Source organism: Calditrichota bacterium, assembly GCA_013151735.1.
In the GTDB taxonomy this organism is placed as follows: Bacteria; Zhuqueibacterota; JdFR-76; order JdFR-76; family BMS3Abin05; genus BMS3Abin05.
Window position 1 is genome coordinate 1 of sequence record JAADHR010000217.1, and the last position, 25,393, is coordinate 25,393.

At 49.4% G+C, this 25,393-nt stretch carries 19 protein-coding genes; 17 read left to right on the forward strand and 2 right to left on the reverse strand.

The features are described from left to right. The 4 genes from GXO76_15595 to GXO76_15610 all read left to right on the forward strand — a co-directional run. A partial coding sequence (locus tag GXO76_15595) for a hypothetical protein (GenBank protein ID NOY79276.1) occupies positions 1-915 on the forward strand: 915 nt, incomplete at its 5' end. Then, positions 827-1,696, forward strand: coding sequence for a T9SS type A sorting domain-containing protein (locus GXO76_15600; GenBank protein NOY79277.1), 870 nt, complete (start codon positions 827-829; stop codon positions 1,694-1,696). The genes GXO76_15595 and GXO76_15600, both read left to right, overlap by 89 nt. Positions 1,697-1,886: 190 nt before the next feature. Then, positions 1,887-3,335: a hypothetical protein gene (locus GXO76_15605; GenBank protein NOY79278.1), complete on the forward strand. Its 1,449-nt coding sequence runs from the start codon at positions 1,887-1,889 to the stop codon at positions 3,333-3,335. A 101-nt stretch (positions 3,336-3,436) separates the two neighbouring features. Continuing rightward, complete coding sequence (locus tag GXO76_15610; GenBank protein NOY79279.1) at positions 3,437-4,624, forward strand: T9SS type A sorting domain-containing protein; 1,188 nt, start codon at positions 3,437-3,439, stop codon at positions 4,622-4,624. A 70-nt stretch (positions 4,625-4,694) separates the two neighbouring features. Here GXO76_15610 and GXO76_15615 read toward each other — a convergent pair whose 3' ends face one another. After that, positions 4,695-6,152, reverse strand: a complete 1,458-nt coding sequence (locus tag GXO76_15615; protein NOY79280.1) for a M48 family metalloprotease — start codon at positions 6,150-6,152, stop codon at positions 4,695-4,697. 595 nt (positions 6,153-6,747) lie between these two features. On the opposite strand from GXO76_15615, the gene GXO76_15620 reads away from it, so the two are divergent. From GXO76_15620 to GXO76_15675, 12 genes are all read left to right on the forward strand, one after another. Beyond that, the gene (locus tag GXO76_15620) at positions 6,748-8,370 is read left to right on the forward strand and encodes a long-chain fatty acid--CoA ligase (GenBank protein ID NOY79281.1); all 1,623 of its coding nucleotides are present in this window, start codon (positions 6,748-6,750) and stop codon (positions 8,368-8,370) included. Positions 8,371-8,452: 82 nt separating this feature from the next. Beyond that, positions 8,453-9,589 (forward strand): acyl-CoA dehydrogenase, encoded by a 1,137-nt coding sequence (locus GXO76_15625; GenBank protein NOY79282.1) that lies wholly within the window; start codon positions 8,453-8,455, stop codon positions 9,587-9,589. Positions 9,590-9,664: 75 nt separating this feature from the next. Further along, positions 9,665-11,062 (forward strand): hydroxymethylglutaryl-CoA synthase family protein, encoded by a 1,398-nt coding sequence (locus GXO76_15630; protein ID NOY79283.1) that lies wholly within the window; start codon positions 9,665-9,667, stop codon positions 11,060-11,062. Positions 11,063-11,166: 104 nt separating this feature from the next. After that, entirely contained in the window at positions 11,167-12,351 is a 1,185-nt protein-coding gene (locus GXO76_15635) for an acetyl-CoA acetyltransferase (protein ID NOY79284.1), read from the forward strand. Between the two features lie 49 nt (positions 12,352-12,400). Next, positions 12,401-13,537, forward strand: a complete 1,137-nt coding sequence (locus GXO76_15640; protein NOY79285.1) for an acyl-CoA dehydrogenase — start codon at positions 12,401-12,403, stop codon at positions 13,535-13,537. 127 nt (positions 13,538-13,664) lie between these two features. Then, on the forward strand, positions 13,665-14,480 hold the full coding sequence (locus GXO76_15645; GenBank protein NOY79286.1) for an SDR family oxidoreductase: 816 nt from the start codon (positions 13,665-13,667) through the stop codon (positions 14,478-14,480). Positions 14,481-14,655: 175 nt separating this feature from the next. Continuing rightward, on the forward strand, positions 14,656-15,801 hold the full coding sequence (locus GXO76_15650) for a CoA transferase (GenBank protein NOY79287.1): 1,146 nt from the start codon (positions 14,656-14,658) through the stop codon (positions 15,799-15,801). 283 nt (positions 15,802-16,084) lie between these two features. Next, a complete protein-coding gene (locus GXO76_15655) occupies positions 16,085-16,546 on the forward strand; it encodes a dehydratase (GenBank protein ID NOY79288.1) in 462 nt (153 codons plus the stop codon). A 96-nt stretch (positions 16,547-16,642) separates the two neighbouring features. Continuing rightward, positions 16,643-18,085 (forward strand): sodium/solute symporter, encoded by a 1,443-nt coding sequence (locus GXO76_15660; protein NOY79289.1) that lies wholly within the window; start codon positions 16,643-16,645, stop codon positions 18,083-18,085. A gap of 177 nt (positions 18,086-18,262) precedes the next feature. Beyond that, complete coding sequence (locus GXO76_15665) at positions 18,263-19,849, forward strand: hypothetical protein (GenBank protein NOY79290.1); 1,587 nt, start codon at positions 18,263-18,265, stop codon at positions 19,847-19,849. A gap of 2 nt (positions 19,850-19,851) precedes the next feature. Continuing rightward, a complete protein-coding gene (locus GXO76_15670; protein NOY79291.1) occupies positions 19,852-21,603 on the forward strand; it encodes an ABC transporter ATP-binding protein in 1,752 nt (583 codons plus the stop codon). A 181-nt stretch (positions 21,604-21,784) separates the two neighbouring features. Further along, positions 21,785-23,602 (forward strand): ABC transporter ATP-binding protein, encoded by a 1,818-nt coding sequence (locus GXO76_15675; GenBank protein ID NOY79292.1) that lies wholly within the window; start codon positions 21,785-21,787, stop codon positions 23,600-23,602. 199 nt (positions 23,603-23,801) lie between these two features. Here GXO76_15675 and GXO76_15680 read toward each other — a convergent pair whose 3' ends face one another. Beyond that, positions 23,802-24,224, reverse strand: coding sequence for a hypothetical protein (locus tag GXO76_15680; GenBank protein NOY79293.1), 423 nt, complete (start codon positions 24,222-24,224; stop codon positions 23,802-23,804). A gap of 427 nt (positions 24,225-24,651) precedes the next feature. On the opposite strand from GXO76_15680, the gene GXO76_15685 reads away from it, so the two are divergent. Continuing rightward, positions 24,652-25,338 (forward strand): class I SAM-dependent methyltransferase, encoded by a 687-nt coding sequence (locus GXO76_15685; protein ID NOY79294.1) that lies wholly within the window; start codon positions 24,652-24,654, stop codon positions 25,336-25,338. Positions 25,339-25,393 lie beyond the last annotated feature (55 nt).

Here is a 25,393-nt window from a genome sequence, read left to right on the forward strand (position 1 = left end):
GACCCAACCACCGGCTGGGATTCCTACTGGTACGAGGCGCACTACACGCCGCTGGGATATTATCACAGCCAGGGCGTTCCGAATACGGATAATGTGGGTGCCGAATGCTACGTGCAGTTGGGTTTAAAAGAAAACTGGTCTCCTCCGAAGGAAGACGGAGCGGTTAAGGAAATTTCCTATTACGCAGAAGATGTCCACGAAAAGGATTATCACATGGGAACCGGAAACGGCTACGATATTTTCGGATGCCAGCCGGACAGTCTGGATACCAATAAAACCCGGATGCGCCATGGTGCCATGAGAGAAACAGAAGTCGGCGATGACACACTGCGCCGGTTCTGGGGCGGCCACGCCTGGGGATATGATTTCCTCGAATACGGCGTAGAATTGACCATGATTCAGGAGTACTACAAAAAGGCTGGCTTTAATTATTTTAATGCCGGCGATACGATTGGCGTGGCCGGTTTTGTTGAAACGCCCATGGATCATTGGGCCACTGAGATGACCCCGAGAGGCCAGATTATTGTTCCGCAAATGCCGGAACGCCCCTCAAGCATCGCGTTTGATGGAGACAGCACGGATTGGAATGCCCATCCTATTCTGGCAACGGCCCTGAATAACCAACCCAACTATTTCCCCTCGGAAGTAGGCGCAGCGGTTGATGATCGAATCGATTTGAAAGAGATCAAAGCCTTCTGGAATGAAAAAGAAGACTGCTTTTACTTCTTTATGAAATTCTGGGGCGGCCCGGTTTGGCCGAACCATGCATATGAGGAAGATGATCCGGTTTACGGGCATGTGACGCGGAAACCGCGGGTATTATCACATGCTGTTGGATCTGGACAACGACCCAACCACCGGCTGGGATTCCTACTGGTACGAGGCGCACTACACGCCGCTGGGATATTATCATAGCCAGGGCGTTCCGAATACGGATAATGTGGGTGCCGAATGTTACCTGCAGTTGGGTTTAAAAGAAAACTGGTCTCCTCCGAAAGAAGACGGAGCGGTTAAGGAGATTTCCTATTACGCAGAAGATGTCCACGAAAAGGATTATCACATGGGAACCGGAAACGGTTACGATATGTTTGGTTTTCACCCGGGTGAATTGGATACACTGGAGACCAAGCGCTTCGATGGCTACATGCATGAGGTCGAAGTTGGTGACGATCCTGCCTCCCTGCATTGGGCTGCTCATGCCTGGGGATATGATTTCCTCGAGTATGGCGTATCTCTGGATGAATTCCGGAAATATTGGGAAAAACAAGGCAAAGATTACATGAAACCCGGTGACGTGATCGGTGTGGCGGGCTTTATCGAAACGCCTATGGATCACTGGGCCACGGAAATGACCCCCAGAGGTGAAATTACATTGGGTACATCGGCTGTTTCCGAAAAAGCCGGAAGCAAAATGCCGACTCGCTTTGTCCTGAAAGACAATTATCCCAATCCGTTCAATCCTGAAACCCGGATTGAATACAGTGTTCCGAAACAGGCAACTGTAACCCTCGAGGTGTACAACACCATCGGGCAGAAAGTACGGACGCTGGTGAACCAAACGGTTCAAGCCGGTAATCATGTGGTTACCTGGAACGGACGGGATGATGCCGGACGAATGGTTTCAAGCGGCGTCTATTTCTACAAATTGCATTCCGGTTCAACTCAGATTACAAAACGCATGACATTTCTCCAGTAAAAAACGCGTTTTAAAAAGAAGGGGTTGCCTTTTTACAGGCAATCCCTTATTTTTATTAGGGAACCTTTTATGACCAGTCAGAAGAGTCAGAACTTTTCCGAACGGGGAATAAATGATTCGTTGGTCTGTTTCAGGGGGAAAGTCAGTGGTTCAAAGGAAGATTCGTTCGTTAAGAATTTGGGAGGTCTGGTTGAGTAAGCGATTTATTTCAGCGGTATTGGGTGGGGTTGCAATTTTGATGGTAACCGGCATCTGGGGATGTGGTTCCCACATAAACAATAGCGCACCTCTGGCCGTTTTTGACGGGGGGAGAGTAACGATTGCCGATTACGTGGATCAATTTCTCAAAAGCACCAAGTATAAACCCAAGGTGATGCCCACAAAGGCCAATTTAAAGAAGATTGTTTTCAACAAGGCCATGGAAAAGATGGCCACACGGGAAGCGGTTGCTGAAGGTTTGGAAAAGGATTCCACGCTTGCCCGTCAATTAAAGAACCGGGAATCGCTTTTACTTTTTCAAAAATATGTTCAGAAAGAGATCATCGATTCGGTGATTACGGATAGTTTGGTCCGAAAGTTTTATCGGGAGTTTACGCCGCAATATCACATGTATTACATTTTACGAATGATTCCCGAAAATGCCTCCAAACGCTATGCCCGGGCACAGAAGGATACCATCCAATGGATTTACCGGTTGCTGGAAGAAGGGAAAGATTTCAAAACGCTGGCAAAAACCTATTCGCAGGATGTCTCGACGTCTAAAAAGGGCGGGGACGTTGGGTTTGTAATTGAAGAATCCCTGGGTGATGAAAATTTACGGCGCGTCATGCGGACATTGTCCCCGAACAGCTACTCGAAGCCGTTTCGGGGGGTGGCCGGTTACTACATCTTGTACAAAGGAGAAACACGCACGGTCCCCGTTCCGGATTTCAATGAGGTGCGGTCGCGGATTTGGCAGACGCTCTACCACACCCGACGCCACGACATCCAAAAGCGGATTGACAAGCGTTTTAATGAATTGGCTCCCCGGTATCACTATCGGATTAGCCCCGGCATCACGGATTTTGTAATCAAGAAGAGCGGAACCTGGGAAAATCTGGGAGGACAGCGGTACATTTCACTGCATGTGTCTCGTTTTTCGCCGGCCGATTTTTCACGCGTGGCAGCAACATACGACGGAGGAAAAATCACCCTGGGGGATATTTTTTCCGGAGGAAAGGAAAGTCCTGAAGATATGTGGGAATTCAGAAAGCGTCTTTATGAGATTGCCCAGGAACGCCTGTTTGCTCTGGATGCGAAGAAAAAAGGTTACGACCAATCTCCCGCCATTCGGAAAGAATTAGAGACGATGCGGAATTCCCTGCTTCGACAGGCCATTTATCAACGGGAGGTTATGAAACCGGTTAACGCCGTTCTGGATTCTATCCGCTCCGTCAAGGGAAAGATCCTTTCAAAATCGGCTTTGCATGACTTGATCGTACAAAAGCGTGCGGAACAAGAGCAACTTTTCAGGGGCCGGTTTGAGGATAAAATGATCCGCAACTATCATTTCAAATACGTCACGGCGAATTTCAAACCCGCGCTTCAGGTGGCCAAAGAGAAAAAGCTCAAAGTGGTTTCTGAGCGCCGGAAGAGCTGATCCCGTTTGGCTGCCGAATTCCCGAAAGCAAACGATTAAATTGCTGATTTAAACAGGTGCTTTCCGCAGGCCTTTAACCCATTTCAATTAGTGGAGGTCCCATGCGCATTGTGGTCATTCTATTTATGCTTCTTTTAAGTTTTCCCTTACTGGCTCAAAGAACGATTGTAATTGACGGAAATTTTGATGATTGGGCGGATTTGCCTGTTCTGGTCACAGACCCGCCCCATGATGAACATGATACGGATTGGTTCGGGGATGGTCTTTCACAGCCCAGGCCGAGAAAATATGCCGATGTGGATATTCTGGAAGTCAAATTTACCCACGATGCGGAGAACCTTTACGGCTATGTAAAAGCACGGGGCGTTATCGGCCGCACATCCCGTTCGGCTGACGGGCAAAAAGCCGGTCGCTATTATTTTATTATTACAATTGATGTGGACAATAATGACTCAACCGGATACGCCCTTCAGGAGGGCAACTACTGGCCCAATTCAACCGGTTACGATATGAACATGGAGGTGGAATTCTACGATGGGGCCTTCAATACGGGGCACTACATCAATCATGAATTCCTGAGCGAAGCTGCATTGACTCAGGGGCGCGTCGATTTGGCCAATCATATTATTCGACTGGCGCCGGGCACGTACGATTATTATTTGCAATGGGTAACCTTCCCGGACACGTCATTTGTTTATGTGGAGGATAAAGGGCCGGTTGTCAACGGCGGGATTATTGAGGTAGCCGTGTCGCCGGATGGCCATGAGGCGGAGATGAAAGCCCCCATGTGGGGGTTTTTCTGGGATGAAAAAGGGACGCCCATCGTGAAATTGGGAAATACGATTGACATTTCATTTTCGCTGGAAGGCAGCGGCGAATTGTCTGAAAGTGCAGTTGAACGCGGGTACACCGGCACCAAATCGGTGTGGGGGTCCGATACGGCCGATCCCATTGTGGGGTACTATCTAAATGATCCGACGAAAGTGGCGGACTCCCGTCCAACGCGCCCGAACGCATTTGAATTGGAACAAAATTACCCGAACCCGTTTAATCTGAAAACGACCCTTCGCTATTCGCTTTCGCGCAGCGGGTGGGTGTCGTTGACTATCTTTGACGCTTCAGGACGCCGCATTCGTACGCTGACTCACGGTAATCAATCAGCCGGATCGCATCAGGTGGTTTGGGATGGCGCGGATTCCCGGGGCCGAATCGTGTCCAGCGGTCTCTATTTTGCCGTTTTACAGCAGGAAAGTTTCAAAACCACACGACAACTTTTGTTGTTGAAATAAGGAAGAACGCCGGAAAAATACCAACGTGTCTGCCCGCCTGTTGCGGGATTGCCACTTTCTAAAGGAGGGATTACCGCCCCTTCTTTACGATTTTCAAGAGCGTCCCGGCCTGTACGGTATCCGTTAATTTCATGCCGTTCAGCAGGGCCAGTTTTTCCCTATCCTTTCCCGAAACACCAAAGGCCTTCAGCGCCTGTTCCAGTGAAGAGGTCCTGGCCACTTTTCGGATGTAAATGCGATTGGGTTTTATTTGAATGCGCCGCGGATTGGTCATTCGGTTGAATTTGAACATCGTGGCTTGAAAGGTTTTCCGGTAGCCCGGGAAAAGATCATCCTGAGTGTAGCTGTGGAATACAAAAATGTGCGTCCCTTTTTTAATGAAAAGTGACATAATTTTTAACTTTCCCGTATCGGTTTCGATGGTTTCAATCACCCGGTGGGCAGGATAACCCTGAAGGCGCATGGGGTCTGATGAGAGAACACTCCCCTTGCTTTCCTTGATGAAGGCGTCCGCGGCTTGCTGGGGCGTTTGTCCTTTGGCCAGCGTGAATAAAATAACGGCATCTTTTTTGGGACTGACCATCTGAACCTGGGCGTGGGTGTTGACCAGTTTCCAGCCGGCCGGAACCGGAAAGTAGAAGCGCATGGCCGGATGGTAAAAAATCCCGTCCTCCACGAACCCCTGACGCGGATCATCACCAAAAACAAGCCCGTTTAGACGCTGTAAATAGGCATTCCGATGAATGATCCAGTGTTTCTTCCCCAATTTGGCCTGCCACTGCCGGGCCAGTTTTCGCACATTTTGAATCCGTTCTTTTGGATTGGGATGTGTGGTAAACCAATCGGGGAGCGCTTGCTGGCCGGAAGGCTGCATGCGGTCCAGAGTCTTGAAAAAATCCGCCATTTCCAGAGCATTGTAGCCCGCTTCGGAGGAATATTTAACACCGAGCTGATCGGCCTGTCGTTCGTTGTCGCGGCTGAATTTTAAAAACAGCATATTCACGCCCAAATTGGTCAAACCGGCGTATTTTCGAAATTCTTCTGAGAAGGTGTAAGCCAGCCCAAATCCCAGTTGAACCAGCTGGGATTGGCTGTATTGTTTGGCCGAATGCCGCGCGGCGATATGGCCGATTTCGTGCCCAAGTACACCGGCCAGCTCGGCTTCATTGTTCAAATAGGCCAGAATCCCCCGGGTGATGTACACGTAACCGCCCGGAATGGCAAAGGCATTCACCACCGGTGAGTCCAACAGGCGAAAATGAAAGGCCAGTTTGGGCCGGTCCGAAAGCCTGGCCAGTTTTTGTCCCAGTGATTCAATGTACGTTTCCAGTTTGGGGTCCTTGTACAAGCCGTACGTTTGAATGACGCTCTGATCGCTCTGCTTTCCGAGTTGAATCTCCTGGGACTCGCTCATCAACATGAGCTCTTTTTTACCGGTCACGGGATTGACGGCACAGGAAACAATCCAGGCAAACGAAATGAGTAAAAACAGAAATATAGCGATTTTTGTTCTTGTGCGATTCCACATGGGAAATCTCCTGTTTTGAAGGATGAGATTAAAATGAAAAATGATCTGCTGTCAAAACGGGTTCGAAAAATGCCGCTACTTCGCTCAATGCGATTCAGGTTTGTTAATCGAAACATAAAAATTTAATTATTTTCAGGAAATGAATCAAGGTAAAATTTTACGCCTGATTTTATCCCTGGAAAGGATGAAAAATTATGACTGAAGGAAAATGATCCCAAATAAAATTTTGAGTAGAATTAAAATCTTCAAGAAATCGCTTGCTTTTAAAAATAGAACGGTTTAAATTTTAGTAAATGTTTTCTCTATTTTAAAATACAGGTGGACTTTCCCTTGCGAGCTCTTTCTGAAAAAACAGTTCATTTCCTCATTTTTTTCTTTGGCGCCTGTCAAAAAATCCCAAATACTTAATACTTATTTCTTATTTCTCAATTGCCCGATTTACAGGGTATTGCTATTGTGCGTATATCTTTCTTTGTCACCAGTCTTTATCCATAAATTGAAATTCCCGGGAATAGTGTGTCGCCAAAATATTCTGGCAGATCATATTGTCCAAATGGCCGGGAATAATAATTCGTTTGAGACAAAGGAGGAAAAAATCATGATGAATTATCCTTTAACATTAACGAACCTCATGAAACGAGGGGCGGCTTTATTTCCCAAAAAGGAATTGGTTTCACGGGAATTGGATGGAACCGTTGTTCGCCTCAATTACGGGGAATTTTACACACGAACCGCACAACTGGCCAATGCCTTGCGCGAAATGGGCATTGCCAAAAATGATCGGGTGGGTACATTGGGCTGGAACACCCACCGGCATCTGGAACTCTATTTTGCCATACCCTGCATGGGGGCAACTTATCACACGGTGAATATCCGCCTTTCACCCGCGGATATCATTTATATTATTAATCATGCAGAAGATGAAATCCTTTTTTTTGATGCCGATCTGCTGCCCCTGGTGGAAGCCATCAAGGATAAAATCCATGTGAAAAAACTGGTCATTATGGGAAATCAAAAAAAATACGATACGAAACTGCCGGTTTTAAATTATGAAGAGCTGATTTCGGATCAGCCCAAAAATTACAATTGGCCCGAATTGGATGAGTGGGATGTGGCGGGAATGGCTTACACCTCCGGGACAACGGGTGAGCCCAAGGGTGTGCAGTACACCCACCGGGGGCTGGTTTTGCACAGCATTGTGGCCGGTTTGCCGGATATTATGAACATCTCCGAAAGTACGGTTATGCTGCACATTGTTCCCATGTTTCACGCCAACGCCTGGAGCATTCCCTTCGTAACGACGATGTTGGGCTCCAAGCAGGTGTTTCCGGGGCCGCGGGCAATGCCCGAAGACATGATTCGGCTGATTGAAAATGAGCGGGTCACATTTACGGCAGCAGTTCCGGTAATTTTCAGAATGTTGTATGACTACCTGAAGGCGAACCCCGGCCATGACATCAGCTCGTGGAAACACGCGGTTTGCGGCGGATCGGCGCCTCCCGCCAGTTTAGTGAAGGCTTTCAAGGATGATTTTGATGTGGAAATTTATCACGCCTACGGATTGACTGAAACCACCCCATTGCTTACCTGGAATGTTCCCAAGAGTACTATGAAGCTGGATGAAAAGAGCTACTACGAATTGAAAACCAAGCAGGGTCTTCTGGCACCCTTGCTGGACATGCGCGTGGAAAAAAGTGATGGAACCGAAGCAAAATGGGATGGTAAAGAAATGGGAGAACTTCTGGTTAAGGGGCCGTGGATAGCCAAAAACTATTACAAAGATCCCGACGAAACGTTTCGAAGAATGACAAACGGCTGGTTTCGAACAGGCGACATTGTGACGGTCGATGAAGAAGGCTACGTTAAGATCGTGGATCGGATAAAGGATGTGATTAAGACCGGCGGCGAGTGGATTTCTTCGGTCGATCTGGAAAATGCCATTATGGCACATCCCGGCGTGCAGGAGGCGACGGTTATTGGTTTACCGCATCCGAAATGGGACGAGCGCCCGCTGGCCTGCGTGGTTCCCAAGCCCGAAGCAAAAGGCAAATTGACAGAACAGGAAATTCTCGATTTTCTAACGCCAAAATTTGCCAAATGGTGGCTGCCGGATAAGATTGTTTTTATCGATGAAATACCCAAAACAAGCGTGGGCAAATTCGATAAAAAGGTGCTTCGGAAAAAGTACGAGAATCTGTATCAGAAAAGTGATAAATAGCTATCTTTGAAGAATAGCCTTGCGAAGGTTCTAACCCTTCGCAAGGTTGATGTAATCAAACCAAACAAAAAGGAGACATTCAATGGATTTTGAATTGACGGATGAGCAAAAAATGCTTCAGGATATGGCGTATAAATTTGCGGTCAACGAATTCACCCCCATTGCCAAAGAATGTGATCGTGAGGAGAGATATCCGCGCGAGGTGTGGAAAAAGGCCTGTGAGAACGGGCTCATCGGGGCATTTATCCCTGAGGCCTATGGCGGTGCGGGTGTGGGAGTTTTTGAGAATGCCCTGATCACGGAGCAATTTTCTCGGGTTGATCTGGGGGTGGGTTCAATTGGAGCGGCTACATTTGGAGCGGAAAATATCATTCTTTTTGGTACGGAGGAGCAAAAGAAAAAATATCTTCCGCCTCTTGTAAATGGAGAGGCCATATCGGCCGGCGCCTACACCGAGCCGGATGCCGGAACGGATGTGGCGGGTATCAAGACCACGGCAAAAAAGGACGGCAGTGATTATGTGATTAACGGCAGTAAAATGTTTATCACCAACGGGACGATTTGTAATTTTATGATTGTGCTGGCTGTCACCAATCCTGAAGCGGAGAAGCGCCATCAGCGCCAGAGCCTGATTCTGGTGGAAGCGGATCGGGAAGGAATCACGCGGACCAAAATTCACGGTAAAATGGGCATTCGGGCTAGCGATACCGCGGAAATTGTGTTTGACAACGTGCGGGTTCCCCAGTCCAATTTGATCGGCCAGGAGGGACGAGGGTTTTATGAAGTCATGCAGTTTTTCGATGTAACACGCCTTATGGTGGCTGCTCAGGGCGTTGGGTTGGCTCAGGGAGCGCTGGACCTGGCACTGAAATATGTTCAGGAACGAAAAACCTTCGGCCAGCCAATTATTGCCAATCAGGCCGTGCAGTTTAAACTGGCAGAAATGGCCACACACATTGAACTGGCACGAACCCTGACCTACCGGGCCGCCTGGCTGGCGGATAAGGGAACACCGGATCCCAAGTTGAATGCAATGGCCAAATTTTACTCCGGCCAAACGGCCGTCTGGGTGGCCAATGAGGCGCTTCAGCTTCACGGAGGCTACGGGTACATTGACGAATATGACATCCAGCGCTTTTACCGCGATGCCCGGATTCTGGAAATTTACGAGGGCGTCCGGGAAGCCGAACTGATGACCATCGCCCGCCGGCTGGTGTGACATTTGAGTTTTAGTAGGGTGGAAGGACAAACGCGCTTTGTCCTTCCAATATAAATCTTTGAAAGGAAAAATCGCATGGTTGGAATTTCAAAATACGGCGTCTATTTACCTGTGAAGCGTTTGAAGGCCGAAGAAATGGATCGGGCAGCAGGCGGCCCGGGCAGGGGAAAGGGCGAAAAAGCCGTGGCCAGTTTCGATGAAGATTCCCTCACGCTGGGGGTGAATGCCCTTTACGAAGCAGGGGTTCTGAATGAGACGTCGGTGGATGCACTCTTTTTTGCCAGCACAACGGCTCCCTATCTGGAAAAATCCTCGGCGGCTCTGATGGCAGAAACCCTGCCGCTGACTTCGCCCCAATTTACGGTGGATTTTTCAGGGACCCTTCGGGCGGCCAGCAACGCCCTGATTTTGGGCATGCATCACATTCAGGCAAACGGTGCACGAATGGCACTTGCTGCAGCGGATACCCGCCTGGCGGATGTCTATTCAGCCGATGAACGCGCTGTTGGCGACGGCGCGGCGGCCCTGCTTCTGGATTCCGGTACGGATCACGTGGCCGAGCTTACATTTGCAACCTCGACTTCCCAGGAAATCCTGGATGTCTGGCGAAAACCGGGCGATCGCTTCTTAAAGATGACCGAGCCCCACTTTCGTCTCAAGTTCGGATTTAATAATGTGATTACAAGCCTGTTCAGGCAGTTCCTGAAAACGTCCGGAGTGAATCCGGGAACCATTCATCACATTGCTGTGAATGCCCCCAATGCGAAGCTGTTAATAGGATTGCTGAAACAGGTTAATCTCGAACCGGCACCCCTCACCCTGCGGCTGTATCAGGAAATTGGCCACACGGGGGCCTCCTTCGGACTGCTGAATTTTCTGGCAGAATTGGAATCGGCTAAAGTGGGCGAGACCATTCTCTGGCTGGATTACGGGGACGGCGCCAATGCGTTGCTGTTTCAGAAAACGGGGGAGGCTGAGACGCCTCAAATAGAAAGAGCCATCGGGCAAAAACTCTATCTGAAATCGTATGAGGACTATTTGCGTTTAAGGAATTTGGTGGTTTCCGAGACCCCTCCGATGGAACCCTTTACCTCGGCCGTTATGAATTTTCGCGAGAAGCGGCAGAATTATGCGTTGGTAGCCCAGAAATGCAAGACTTGCGGGGAGGTGACCTATCCGCACAACCGCATTTGCCGAAAATGCAATGCAAAAGATAATTTTGAGTACCTGCCCATTAGTCTGGAAGGAAAGATCTTTACTTTTACGAAAGAATACTTGTACCCCTCACCGGAGGGTGTGGCGGTGACCGCCAGCGCCGATATGGACTCCGGTGTGCGTTTGTTTTTGCAGGTCACCGATTCGGATTACGACAAAATTGAGGTGGGACAGCGGGTCCGGCGTACCTTCCGAAAACTGCACGATGCAGGCGGGTTTCACAATTATTTTTGGAAATTTCGGGTAATTGAAGGGTAGAAGCCACGGATTCACGAATTAAAATAAAAATAAGCCGCTAATTCGCGAATGAAAAGAAAACCTATTGGCGCATTCGCGGCCAAAAAATCATTCGGGAGTAAGAAATGAGCCTAAAAAATAAGGTCGCCATTATTGGCGTGGGATGCACAAAATTTGGCGAGAATTTCGATCTGGATTACAAAGACATGCTGGTGGATTCCTACACAGAGGCCCTGGAGGATGCCGGTATCGAGCCGAAGGACATCGATGCCGCGTGGCTGGCAACGGCCTTCCCCGATATGGCGCATTTCGAAGGCAACAGTGGGAGTTCCCTGGCCGAACCCTTAAATCTTTACAACAGGCCGGTCACCCACGTTACCAATTACTGCGCCACCGGAATGGACGCCGTCCGGAATGCGGCCATGGCCGTGGCCTCTGGTAACGCGCGGTTTGCCTACATCGGCGGCGTGGAAAAAATGCGGGACGTGGGTCCGCGGGAAAGCCTGATTGCCCAGGTGGTAAAGACCGGCCACCCGGTCGTGGGAAAAGGGGCCACGGCTCCGGGCATGTTTGCCATGCTGGAAACCCGCTACATGGCCAAATACGGCGTAGACCGCACCCCCTTTGCGGAGGTGTCGGTAAAAAATCACGCCAACGGCAGCCTGAACCCAAAAGCGCATTTCGGCCGTCCGGTTACCCTTGAAGCCGTTCTGAAGGCTCCGATGATCGCCTATCCCCTGAGCCTTTACGAGTGCACGCCGGTGAGCGACGGCTCGGCCTCGGTCATCATCACGACGCCCGAAATTGCAAAAAGTCTGAAAAAGGATTACATCCTGGTGAAGGCCATGAGCCTCTCCATCGATGCCGGCTACACCCCGCAATTCGACAAATACAATGAGTTTCTTGGGTTTAAAGCCACCCAGCACGCGGCCGTTATGGCGTACCAGGAGGCCGGAATTAAAAATCCCCATGACGAAATCGATTTTGCCGAGGTGCATGACTGCTTCACCATCACGGAAGTCGTGAATTACGAGGATTTGCAGTTCTGTTCCCGCGGCGACGGATGGAAATTTATCCACGAGGGGCACTCCTCACTGGAAGGCGACTTGCCGGTGAATCCCAGCGGCGGACTGCAGTCCAGCGGACACCCCATTGGCGCAACCGGGGTGCGGATGGTTTACGAACTGGTGACCCAGTTGCGGGGAAAGGCGGGCAAGCGCCAGGTGAAAAACGCCCGCGTGGGATTGGCTCACAACCTGGGCGGCCCCGGCTCTGTGGCCAGCGTGGCGATTCTGGCGCGGCCGGATTGAGAACCTGGGCTGTTTTGATTTTGTTATCTGAATGAACGAGGCGATTCAAATGGATTTTTCATTAACGGATGAGCAGAAGGCGCTGCGGGAGATGGCCCGGAAATTTGCGGCGAAGGAAATCAGTCCCATTGCGGCGGAATACGACGAAAGGGAGGAGTTCCCTTTTCAGGTGGCGGAAAAGGCCTTTGCGGCCGGTCTGATGAACGCGTTGGTGCCGGAGGCCTACGGAGGCGGCGGATTGTCCCTTCTGGATACGCTGGTTCTTCAGGAGGAACTGGCCTACGGATGCGCCGGAATTGCGTCCATGCTTTTTATCAACAATATTGCCCTGACCCCTCTGGTGCTGGCAGGGACGGAGGCACAAAAGGAAAAATTCCTGCGCCCCATCTGCGAAGCCCCGAAGTTTGCAGCCATCTGCATCAGCGAACCGGGTTCCGGCTCGGATGTGGCCAGCATCTCCACCACAGCCCGAAAGACGGGCGACCGCTACATCCTGAACGGGACTAAAATTTTCATCACGGCCGGGGGAGTGGCCGATTTTTACACCGTTCTGGCCTATACGGACAAGTCGAAACGCCACCACGGCATGAGCTGCTTTGCGGTTCCGCGATCCACACCCGGCATTACCATCAGCAAAAAGTTTGACAAGATGGGCCAGCGCGCCGCCAATACCGTGGAAATGGCATTTGACGATGTGGAAATCCCCGCCGAAAATCTCATCGGGCAAGAGGGCGAGGGTTTCAAACTGATCATGCAAACATTTAACGAAAGCCGCCCCGGCGTGGCAATTTCTGCCATTGGCATTGCCCGGCGCGCCTTTGACGAGGCGCTCCACTACAGCCAGACCCGCCAGCAGTTCGGGCGGCCGATTTTCGAGTTCCAGTCGCCGCAGTTTTTGCTGACGGATATGACCACAAAGATCGCCGCCGGCCGGTGGCTGGCCTACCACGCAGCCTGGCTTTTCGATCAGGGGAAAAACAACGCCCGGGAAGCGGCGATGGCCAAAGCCTTTTGTGCGGATGCCGTCATGGAAATCACCACCAACGCCGTGCAGATTTTTGGCGGTTACGGCTACATGCGTGAATATCCCGTGGAAAAGCTCATGCGCGACGCCAAGGTGGTTCAAATTTACGAAGGCACCACACAGATTCAGAATGTTCTGATTGCAAAAAGTTTGAAAAAATAACGATCAATTGAAGAGAGAATTAGTGCCGCGAATTGACGCGTTGCGTTTTTTATTCAATTAAAATTCGTGAATTCGTGGCGCAAGAAAACGGCCGCGAATGCGCGAATGAAAAAATACGGAGGGTTCAATGGAGCTGCTCAAAAATAAAACGGCATTGATCACCGGCTCCGGCCGGGGAATTGGAAAAGCAACGGCGCTGGCATTTGCTCAGAATGGCGCCAATGTGGTGATTAACGACTTGGATGAAGATGTGGCGGTAGAAACGGCCGCCGAAGTGGAAAAGTGGGGTGTGGGTACGGCTGTTTGTGCCGGCGACGTGACGGCTGAAGATTTTCCGGAACGCTTTCTGAAAACAGCCCTTGAGAAATTTGGCGGGATTGACATCCTTGTGAACAATGCGGGTTTTACCTGGGATGCCATGATCCACAAAATGACCGATGAGATGTGGGATGCCATTCTCAATGTTCATCTGAAGGCGCCGTTCCGGATTTTGCGGGAATTTGGAAAATATCTGCGGGAAAAAAGCGACACCGAAAAGCCGATGACCCCCCGAAAGGTGGTGAATGTAACGTCCGTAGCCGGATTGGGCGGAAACATCGGGCAGTCCAATTATGCCTCGGCCAAGTCCGGCGTGGTGGGACTCACCAAAACCCTGGCCAAAGAATGGGGGCGCTACAACGTCACTGTGAATGCGGTGGCGTTCGGTGCCATCGAAACCCGTTTAACCATGGAAAAAGAGGGCAGCGAAACGGCCGACATCCATGGCATCAAAATCCCCATTGGCATTCCCAAAAATGTACGCGATATGTTTATCAAGATGATTCCCCTCGGCCGCATCGGCCGTCCGGAAGAGGCTGCCAATTCCATTTTGTACCTGGCCTCGCCGTTGTCCAGTTACATTACGGGACATGTTCTGGAGTGTACCGGGGGGTTGAAACTTTAAAAAGATGATTCTACTGAAATTTTTGTGGAAAAGACACTCTTTTTGGAAATAGAACCCGGCCTTTTGAACCCACCCCCTGACTCTCCCTCCCTGATCTCAGGGAGGGGGCCGGAGGGAGGGTCACAAATAGAACCAAAAAAATTTAGATGCACCGATCTCATTTCCGGAGAATAGAATGCCACTTCGTGATTTGAAAATTCTTGATGTGTCCCGGCTGCTGCCTGGCCCCTATGCTGCTATGATTCTTGCGGAATTCGGGGCGCGTGTAATTAAAATTGAAGATCCGGCCGGAGGAGAGCCCCTGCGCGCCACAACCCCCAAGCTTCAGGGCGAAAGTATCTATTTTTCGGCTCTGAATCGGGGGAAAAGGAGCCTTACGCTCAACCTGAAATCGGAGGAAGGGCGGGCTATTTTCCGCCGGCTGGTGGCCTCGAGCGACGTGCTGGTGGAGGGCTTTCGGCCGGGGGTGATGAAAAAACTGGGGCTGGATTTTGACTCGTTGAAAGAAACCAACCCCCGGCTGATTTACTGTGCGATCACCGGATACGGACAGTCAGGTTCCGATGCCGGCCGGGCCGGGCACGATTTGAATTATCTTGCAAAAAGCGGTCTCCTGGATTTCCTTCAAAAGGACGGGCAGCCCATTGTGCCGGGCTTTCAATTGACAGACATTGTCGGCGGCACCCTTCAGGCACTGGTAGGGATTCTTCTGGCACTGATTCAGCGGGAAAAAACGGGTCTCGGGCAGATGGTGGACGTCTCGATGGCCGACGGGGCGCTGTTGTTTCTGCCCCTGATTCTGGCCGAATTCGGCCTGCCGCACCTGCCGCCCAACCCGGTCGGCGGGTTCTTTGCCTGCTATTCTCTTTACCCCACACGGGATGGGCGGACACTATCTGTGGCCTGTTACGAGCGAAAGTTCTGGGAGGGCTTCTGCCGTGCGCTGGGGCACGAGAAGTGGATTTCTTTGCAATTTAATCCTGATCCGGCAGTGCAGGAAAATCTAAAAACACAAATTTCAAAAATTATTGCGTCCAAGCCCCTGGCCCATTGGGTGGATATTTTTACCCCGTTAAACATTTGTGTGGAACCCGTACAATCCCTGGATGAGGTAGTAGACGATCCCCATTTTCGGGAACGGGGCGATCTGTTTCGGGAAAACGGCATTTTCAATCTGCATTTTCCGCTTCACGGAAGCCAATTGAAAAAGCATCCCGGCATCCGGCCGCCGAAATTGGGAGAGCACACGGAAGAGATCCTGGGCGAATTGGGTTTCTCATCGGAGGAAGTACGGAAGCTAAAAGAAACGGGTGTTGTTTGAGGGGCAATACGCAATCCATTTTTACAATTCGTGAATCCGTGGCGAAAAAACAGCCGCGACTGCGCGAATGATTTGCTCGTCTCGATACGATCCGCTAAGGCGGATCACTCGACGACCGGCAATTTGAGAGTAGTTCGTTTTGGCAAAAACTTTCAATGAATCTCAACTGGTCACCGAGTGTCAGCCGTAGGCTGATGTATCGAGGTGACCTGGAACGAAGCTCGAATTTAAAAAACAAAAAAAAGCCGCAAATGGACGGCTTAAGAAAAAAGGGAGAAAACAGATGAAGTTTAAAAAATCGGGAAAGTATTTTGAGGATTTTGAAATCGGTGAAGTGTTTGAAACCGTGGGGCGGACGATTACTGAAACGGACATCGTTAATTTTTCCACCTTTTCGGGGGATTTCAATGCCATTCACACCAATGAAGAATTTGCCAAAACCACACTTTTTAAACGGCGGGTCGCCCAGGGAGCGGCCATCTTTTCAATTCTGACAGGACTGTTGTACCGCGAGGGATTTATGGAGGGAACCGTGATCGCTTTTCTGGGTGTGAACGACTGGAAATTCCTGGCTCCGGTTTTCGCCGGGGATACGATTTACGGTCGGGCGGAGGTAACAAATTCCCGCAAATCGTCCAAGCAGAATACCGGAATCGTGACATTCGCAGTAGAGGTTCTCAATCAGAGAGACGAGGTCGTTCAAAAAGGGACGTTTGTGCTGATGTTTGAAGGAAGGCCTGCCTGATTCTTCTGTTTCAGGACTTTCCTTTTTTTTGCTTGAATTTTATCTCTCAATTATTTAACTTGTGTCCATTCTGCAAAAAGAAGGAAAGGATTTCAAATGAATTTTAGTCCGTTGGATATTGTAGCTCTTGTCGCTTATTTGATTCTTGTGGTGGCTCTGGGTTCCTGGTTTGGACGAAAGCAGAAGGACGCAAAGGACTACTTCCTGGGTGGAAAGCGGATTCCCTGGTATGCGGTCGGGTTGTCCGTGGTAGCGACGGAGACCAGCACCCTCACCTTCATCGGGGTTCCGGCGCTGGCATTTTCTACCGACATGACATTTTTGCAGCTGACATTCGGCTATTTTATTGCCCGAATAATCATCAGTCTGCTCTTTTTGCCGGCCTATTATCGCGGCGATATGGTAACGGCCTATGAATTAATCGACCGCCGTTTCGGGCCGAATATGCGGAAGTACACAACGTTTGTTTTTATGATCACCCGTGTGCTGGCCGATGGCGTTCGCCTGTTTGCAACGGCTATTCCACTAAAACTGGCTACTGGTTTTTCCTACCCCACTTCGATTGCCATTATTGGAATTGTAACGCTTATTTACACCTATTTTGGGGGAATTAAGGCTGTCGTCTGGATGGATGTGATTCAGTTTTTCCTTTACATTGGCGGAGCGCTCGTGGCATTTTTCATCATTTTACACCTTCTGCCAAACGGCTGGCAGGATGTTGTGGCGATCGCCGGACCCGCCGGGAAGTTTAAATTTTTCGATTCAACCGTCAGTGTCAGTGTTCCCTATACGATTTGGGCAGGTATTCTGGGAGGTACGTTTCTGACGATGGCTTCTCACGGAACCGATCAGCTCATGGTGCAGCGCTTGTTATCCTGCCGAAAATTAAAGGATAGTCAGACCGCACTCATCAGCAGCGGTTTTGTGATTATCCTCCAATTTGCCTTTTTCCTCCTGTTGGGCGTTATGTTGTACGCCTTTTACCAGAAATTTCCGCTGGTGCATCCTCTGGCCCGAAGCGATGAAATTTTCCCCCGGTTCATTGTAACCCACATGCCCCACGGGGTTTCGGGATTGGTGATTGCCGCGATTTTTGCCGCCGCCATGTCCTCGCTCAGCGGGTCGATCAATTCCCTGGCATCCTCCAGCATGTGGGATATTCTCAAACCGATTCTGGGAAAGAAATTGAGTGTTTCCGGAGAGCTTCTCACGTCGCGCCTCATTACGTTGGGATGGGGTATTTTGTTGATTGTCATGGCGGGAGTGGCTGCCAGTTGGGGGAACGTGTTGGTTGTGGGATTGACAATTGCCTCCTACACCTACGGGGGCATGCTGGGGACCTTTTTGCTGGGGCTTCTCTCAAAAAACACCAATCAATGGGACGCCATGATTGCCATGACGGTCGGGCTCATTGCCATTCTCATTGTACAATCTCAAAATATTGCCTGGCCGTGGTTTGTGTTGATTGGAACCATTTTTACCTTTGTAACGGGGCAGATTGCAGCGGGCGGCCGCCAGTTGCTTAGACCGCGAAATTAGCCAGGGGATGCAAATATGCACTGGATTGCCAGAGACTTATGATGCTTTTTGTCCTTAATTATGTAGTTTGTGCGGAATGTATGTTGTAAATAACAAGCTTGTAAAAACACAACGGGAAATGACTGATTGGGAACAGACCCTATTTACGCGAAAAATCCAGGCGACTTGAAAAAAGCCATGATGAAATCCGCAAAAATGGCGGTTTTAATTTTTGCCTTGCTAACAGTTGGCTGCCATGCAAATAAAAATCCCCTGAAGGCCGAGGGGGCGCACACCGGCAAAGTTGTCAGACTGCCGGGAAGCCCCTATCCGGTTTCACAGAGTCCCCAAAGGCTTTTTGTTGTGGATGATGCGCAGTTTAGCCGGGCGCAGATTTTGGCAATTGAAACCCTTCAGGGCGTGGTGGCACAAACCCGTCCCGAAATTTACCGTGTGCGCGGGCCCGGGTACGCCCGGTGGCTGCAGAATTTTCAGGACGATCTCGGCGTGCGGATTGACGAAACGTACCGGTCGGATTTTGAGGGGCTCTTTTCTCATTTTAAAAACAGAATTTCGGGCTATTTTCTTTGCAATCCGAACGATGCCTCGGTCAATGTGGCCATTTCTCTGTGCGGAGTGCGTCAGGGCGTTGCAGCCACTCCGGAAACACGGCCTGTTCTGGATCGTCTTGGCATTCCCCTGCTCGGGGATGTGCGCGGGGAAGGCATAAACAATTTGATTCAGGGCTATTCCGCTGAATTTTCCAGAAAAGGCGTTTGCTATCAGCGGGAATCGATGGCTTTCAATTTAGCCGATTTTGCAGTTTTCGGGAGATTTATTTCCTTTTTCGCGCCGATTTCGGGAGCAATCACGAAGGAGGTTTTTGATCTTCTGGAACCAAACAGCCCGCTTTTGGGGTGGGGAGATGATGAATTCCAACTTGTTCAGCAGAGCAGCCGTCACGCACTTTTCGTGCATCCGGCTGACTGGGCAATTAATTTGTCCACGTTAAGCAATTTTTCGGCGGAACTGCACCAGCAAACACCCGTTTTACCGCAGGAAAACACGGCAGGCGATTTCCACACCGTTTGTTTTGTTATGACCGACGGCGACAATATCCAGTGGCTGTTAAATGATTTTTCAACGGATGTCCGCTGGTACGGAAGCCCGGATCGGGGGAAAATCCCTCTGGGCTGGACGATTTCTCCGGCAATGTCTGAGCTGGCGCCCACTGTTATGAAATTCTTCTACGAAACCGCGGCGAATTCAAAACGTGGCCGGGATTATTTTATTGCGGCTCCCTCCGGTTTGGGGTACGTCTACCCCGACAGGTACTCGGATTTGGCCGGATTTAGTCAATTGACGGCCCGATTCATGAAAAAATCTGATTTGCATATTTTAAATATCATTGGAAATGACCGCTCAACCGCTTTCCTGAAGCCCTTTTTGCAGTATCCTGAAGTTGACGCCATTTTCTACTACGATTATTCAAATTACTCGGGGGGAAACGGGCGCATCGATTGGATTGCCGGCAAACCGGTCATTTCCGGACGCTACAATTTGTGGAAGGGATTTGAAACGCCCGCTTCGCTCTCGGCCAAGCTCAATGCACTGCCCAAAAACAGCCATTCCCCGGACGGTTACAGCCTGATCCCGGTTCACGTGTGGTCAAATGGGGTCGCAGAAGTCCTGGCCTGCGTGAAACAACTGGGCACAAATGTGCAGGTAGTGGCACCGGACAGATTTGTTCAATTGATTGTGCAAAATCTTAAACCAGGCAAATAACGGTGAAATATTCGGTTTTTTCAGCTCTAAAGAAATACGTAATTCGCTACAAATGGAACTATCTCGCAGGCCTGTTTTTCGCCGTTTTGACGATTGGTTTTCGCGCGACCATTCCACTCTTATTGCGCTATCCCATTGATAAACTTCGTGAGGGTACCTCCAGTGAGGTGGTGGCCCAATTTGCCCTTTTGATTTTCCTTGCGGCCGTGCTTGCTGCTGTTTTTCGCTTTGGCATGAGACGAACGCTTATGGGAATATCCCGCCGAATAGAATTTGATATTCGAATAGACTATTTTTCTCACTTGCAGAAACTTTCACCGGCATTTTATCAGGGGGTGCGTACCGGCGATCTGATGGCACGCGCCACCAACGATCTAAATGCCATTCGCAACCTTCTGGGGCCGGGAATTGCTAACCTTATGAACACGGTGATTTTTTCGTTTGTGGCGATCGCGATGATGATCAAAATCGATCTCAGACTGACCCTTTTGGCGCTCATTCCGTTTCCCTTTGTTTCTATTCTGGCCGCGCGGGCCATGAAACAGATTCATAAACTTTTTGATGAAATTCAGGCCCAATTCTCGAAAATTTCGGCCAAGGCCCAGGAAAATTTTTCGGGAATTCGTGTGGTTAAAGCGTATGTTCAGGAGAAAAATGAGATCAATCGCTTTCATAAACTCAGCCGCGGATTTTTTCAAAAAAACCTGCGTCTGGCGCGCGTTCGAAGTATTCTAATTTCGGGAATGACCTTCCTGACGGGACTGGGTGCCGTTATTGTTCTCTGGATCGGCGGTACGATGGTTGTAAAGGGACGGATCACACTGGGTGAGTTTGTGGCATTTAATACCTATCTGATGATGCTCACCTGGCCTACCATTGCACTGGGTTGGATCATCAACCTTTACCAGCAGGGGACGGCCTCCATGAAACGAATTCTCGAAATCATGAATCGCAAACCCCTCATTCAGGATTCTCCCGATACGCGATGGGACATCCGGAAGCTTAAAGGCGCCATTCAGCTTGAGGATGTGTCATTTGCTTACCCGGGAACGGAAACGCCTGTTCTTAAGAATGTAACGCTTCGCATTTCCGCCGGCAAAAAGCTTGGAATTGTCGGAAATATCGGCTCCGGGAAAACCACCCTGGTCCGATTACTGACCCGCCAGTACGATGTAACCACCGGGTGCATTTGTTTGGATGGGGTGGATATCCGCCGCATCCCATTGAAGGTGCTCCGCCAGTCCATTGGCTACGTGCCCCAGGATAACTTTTTGTTTTCGACCACGGTCCGGGAGAATATCACATTTGGTCTGGAGACCGCTTCGGAAGAGGAGGTACAAACCGCAGCGGAAATGGCCGCAATTGCCGATGAAATCAGGGCGTTTCCGCACGGATTTGATACGGAGCTTGGCGAGAGGGGCATTAATCTGTCCGGGGGACAGAAGCAGCGCGTGGGGCTGGCTCGTGCGCTGATCAAAAATCCCCCTATTTTTATTCTGGATGATGCCTTCTCGGCTGTTGATTCCAGCACGGAACGGCGTATTCTGGAAAACCTGAAGCAGACATTTGAGGGCAGTACGGTGATCATGATTTCTCACCGCATTTCGTCGCTGACGGGATTTGATGAAATCGTCGTGCTTTCCGGAGGGAAAATTGTGGAGCAGGGGAATCATCAACAGTTAATGGAACGCAACGGCATTTATGCCGATTTGTTCCGAAAACAGCAGCTGGAAAAGGAACTGGAAGAAATTTAAACCTGAATTCGGAATGGGATCTTAAATTTCTCTGTGGTACTCTGTGCTTCTCAGTGGAACTCGGTGTAACCTGAAAAAAAGTAACACAGAGAACCCCAGAGAGAAAAAGAGAGAACCACTGAGAAAAAACATCCCGTAAATAGAATATTAATAAAAGAATAAATTACCAAAGAGAGACCCCATGCGGCACGGAGTCGGAAAAAGTTTTCTGGAAGAAGATGTAGTTGGAAAGGCCTACGATAGCCGGATTGTCAAACGGCTTTTTGCCTATTTGCATCCGTACCGTTTGCAGGTGGTTGCGGCCGTGGTGGTGTTGGTACTGCTCTCGCTGGCTCAGCTTGCGGGCCCGCTTCTGACGAAAATTGCCATCGACCGTTTTATTGTTCCCAAAAATATTCCCGGACTTTTTCAAATATCCCTGGTTTTCTTTTCGATTCTTCTCCTGGAGCTTATCCTTCAATTGATTCAGATCAATCTTATGGAATGGATTGGCCAGAATGTGATGTTTGATATCCGGATGGCCACATTTTCCCATCTCCAGAAAATGGACATTCAATTCTTCGATCGAAATCCGGTGGGACGGCTGGTTACGCGCGTAACAACCGATGTGGCCGCTCTCCAGGACGTGTTTACCTCGGGCGTCGTGGCTATTTTCGGGGATTTGTTCATGCTTTCCGGGATCATTATTGTCATGCTGGTGCTCAATTGGAAACTGGCCCTGGTCACCTTCAGCGTTTTACCCCTCTTGATTTATGCCACGTTTTTGTTTCGCAGAAAAGTCCGGGATAATTACCGGCGCGTGCGGTTTCTCATTGCAAAATTAAATGCCTTTCTTCAGGAAAATATCTCCGGAATGGTCATTGTTCAGTTATTTAATCGGGAAAAACGGAACTTCCAGCAGTTTAAAGAACTCAACCAGGAAACCCTGCAAACACAATTAAAAACGATTCTCTACTTTTCAATGTTCGGTCCCAGCGTGGATGCAATCAGTTATTTTGCCATTGCTCTCATTATCTGGTTTGGGGGCATTCAATACAATGCCGGAGGCTTGACCCTTGGCATACTGGTTGCATTTATTCAATACGCCCAACGCTTTTTCCGGCCCATCAGCGATCTGGCTGAGAAATACAATATTTTGCAGAGTGCCATGGCGTCTTCGGAACGCATTTTTAAGATCCTCGATGAAAAGCCGCAGATTATTTCACCGGCGAAACCGGTACCGTTTCGGCATTTTGAAAATCGAATTCAGTTTGATCACGTGTGGTTTGCCTACAAAGATGAAGACTGGGTGTTGAGGGATGTTTCGTTCGAGGTAAAGAAGGGGCAGAGGGTAGCACTGGTGGGAGCAACGGGGGCAGGCAAAACGTCGATTATCAGTTTGCTGGCCCGTTTTTATGATGTCCAGCAGGGGCGTATTCTTATTGATGGAACAGACATTCGCCGGTTTGCCATTCCCGATTTACGACGGAAAATTGCCATTGTGTTACAGGATGTGTTTCTGTTTTCAGGGAGTGTGGCAGACAACATCCGTCTGGGCGAAAATTTACCCGAGGAAACCGTGCATGAAGCTGCAAAAATCGCCAACGCCCATGAATTCGTTCAATCCCTGCCGGCCGGTTATCTAACGGATGTAAAGGAGCGCGGCACCTCCCTTTCGCTGGGACAGCGGCAGCTTCTCTCTTTTGCCCGGGCCCTGGCCTTCAACCCGGAGATTCTTGTTCTGGACGAAGCCACCTCCAGCGTGGACACCCAGACCGAAATGATGATTCAGGACGCGCTGGAGCGCCTTCTTGAAAATCGGACGGCCATCATCATTGCCCATCGGCTGTCGACCATTCAACATTCCGATAAGATTTTGGTCATTCACAAAGGGGAGATTCGGGAATCCGGAACGCATCAGGAGCTCCTGGCGCAACACGGCATTTATTACCGGCTTTACAAACTTCAGTTTGAAGAACAACAAATGGGAGAGATTCGGATTGAAGATTCGCAGGCATAAAGCCTGCGGTTACACGATTCTCAGCAGGAGTGACCTGTAACCGCACCCTTTATGGGTGCGCTTGTGTGAAGGTTCGCAGGCGTAAAGCCGCAGTTACACAATTTTCAGCGGGAGTGACCTGTAACCGCACCCTTTATGGGTGCGCTTGTGTGAAGATTCGCAGGCGTAAAGCCGCAGTTACATGATTTTCAGGCGAGACTTACCGGAACATGGCCTTTATACTTCCCCAGGTGTGGTGCACCCCGGAAATCTGCGGACTCACAGTGACTTCCGTCGAGTAAGATACCACCCCTTCGCGGTCGGTTTCTTTAATCCCAAGCCTGTAATAAAAGGTCTTTCCGGTTGGCTTAAAAATGGATCGGTCTACGAAAGTGTAGGTTTTCGGGTTCGCAGGGGTCGCAATTGCGGATGTGGCCTTTACAAGTTCCAGAGGCATATAGGGCTGGTTGTCGGTTCGCCTTTCAACCACATATCCTTTCACGTTCGTCTCTTGTGAAACACGCCATGTGAGTTCTACCCGGTTGAACCCGGGAGTGGCGTGAAATTCCACAATAACAGCATCGGCAAAAATGAAACCTGAAACGGCAAAAAGTGAGATGAAAATAAAAAGAATCTTGCGCATGAGGTGAACCCTTTGATTTACATCTTTATAATATAAACATAATTTGTGGAATGTCAAGAAATATTTTGTCAAAATTAAGGAAAAAATTCAAAAAGGGGTCGCCTTGTTTTCTTGTCTGAAAGAACATCCGTTTTACATCCCCCCGTTTGTACCAAAGGATTCTAACCAATTTAATTAATTAGAACTTGATATTTGTCCCGGGATTTGCTATTTTTAAAAGTTATGGCCGCTGGATGCAACATTTTGTGTCCCGGTTTTGTTAAATTGTAAATCGGGCAGTTCCGTTCAAAAACCATGAAGGATACCTGCTGTACCCGGCTTCTTTAATTGGAGTCAATTTGTGGGGATTCGCGGGGTTCGCAAAAAGGGTTTTCTAAAGCAGACGTATTCATTCGCGAAAATATGGGAGCAAAATCCCAAAGAACAAATGAGCCAACAGACGGCGAAATTAAAAAAAGAGGTGACAAGCAACATGGGTTCCCCAAGGACAAAAGTTGAAGTAAAGGGTCTGGAAGCCAGACATTACGATTTTTTCATGAATGTGCTGACCCTGGGGCTGTATCCCCGGTTTATTCGGAACGCGATTTCGGGAATGGAATTAAAACCCGGGGAATCGGTACTGGATTTTGGCTGTGGAACGGGTCGGAATGATTGTTTAATGCGTGCTCATATTGGAAGCAGTGGCCGGATTTTAGGATTGGATATTTCAGACGAAATGATCTCTCAGGCCCGAGACAAATGTGCACCTTATCCCAATGTATCTTTTGATTTTAAACGGATTGAAGAACCGTTACCCTACGAAAATGAATTTGATGTGGTGTTTATGTCATTTGTGCTTCATGGGTTTGAGAATGATGATAAGGAAACCATTGCAAAAAATGCCTACCGTGCGCTGAAACCGGGAGGCCGGTTTGTTATACTGGACTACAACGAATTTCAGGTGCAGCAGATGTTTTTTCCATTGAGACAGGCATTTGTGCACGGCGAATGCCCGCTGGCCCTGGAGTTTGTGGAGATGGATTTAAAGAAATTTCTGAAAGAATTCGGTTTTCGCGAATTCAAAGAAAAGTATCATTTTAAAAAATATGTCCGTCTCCTGATGGCGTACAAGTAATTGCTCAAATCGCAACTTTCTCAACATTCAGGATAGTTGACTGGACGGGTCTTGA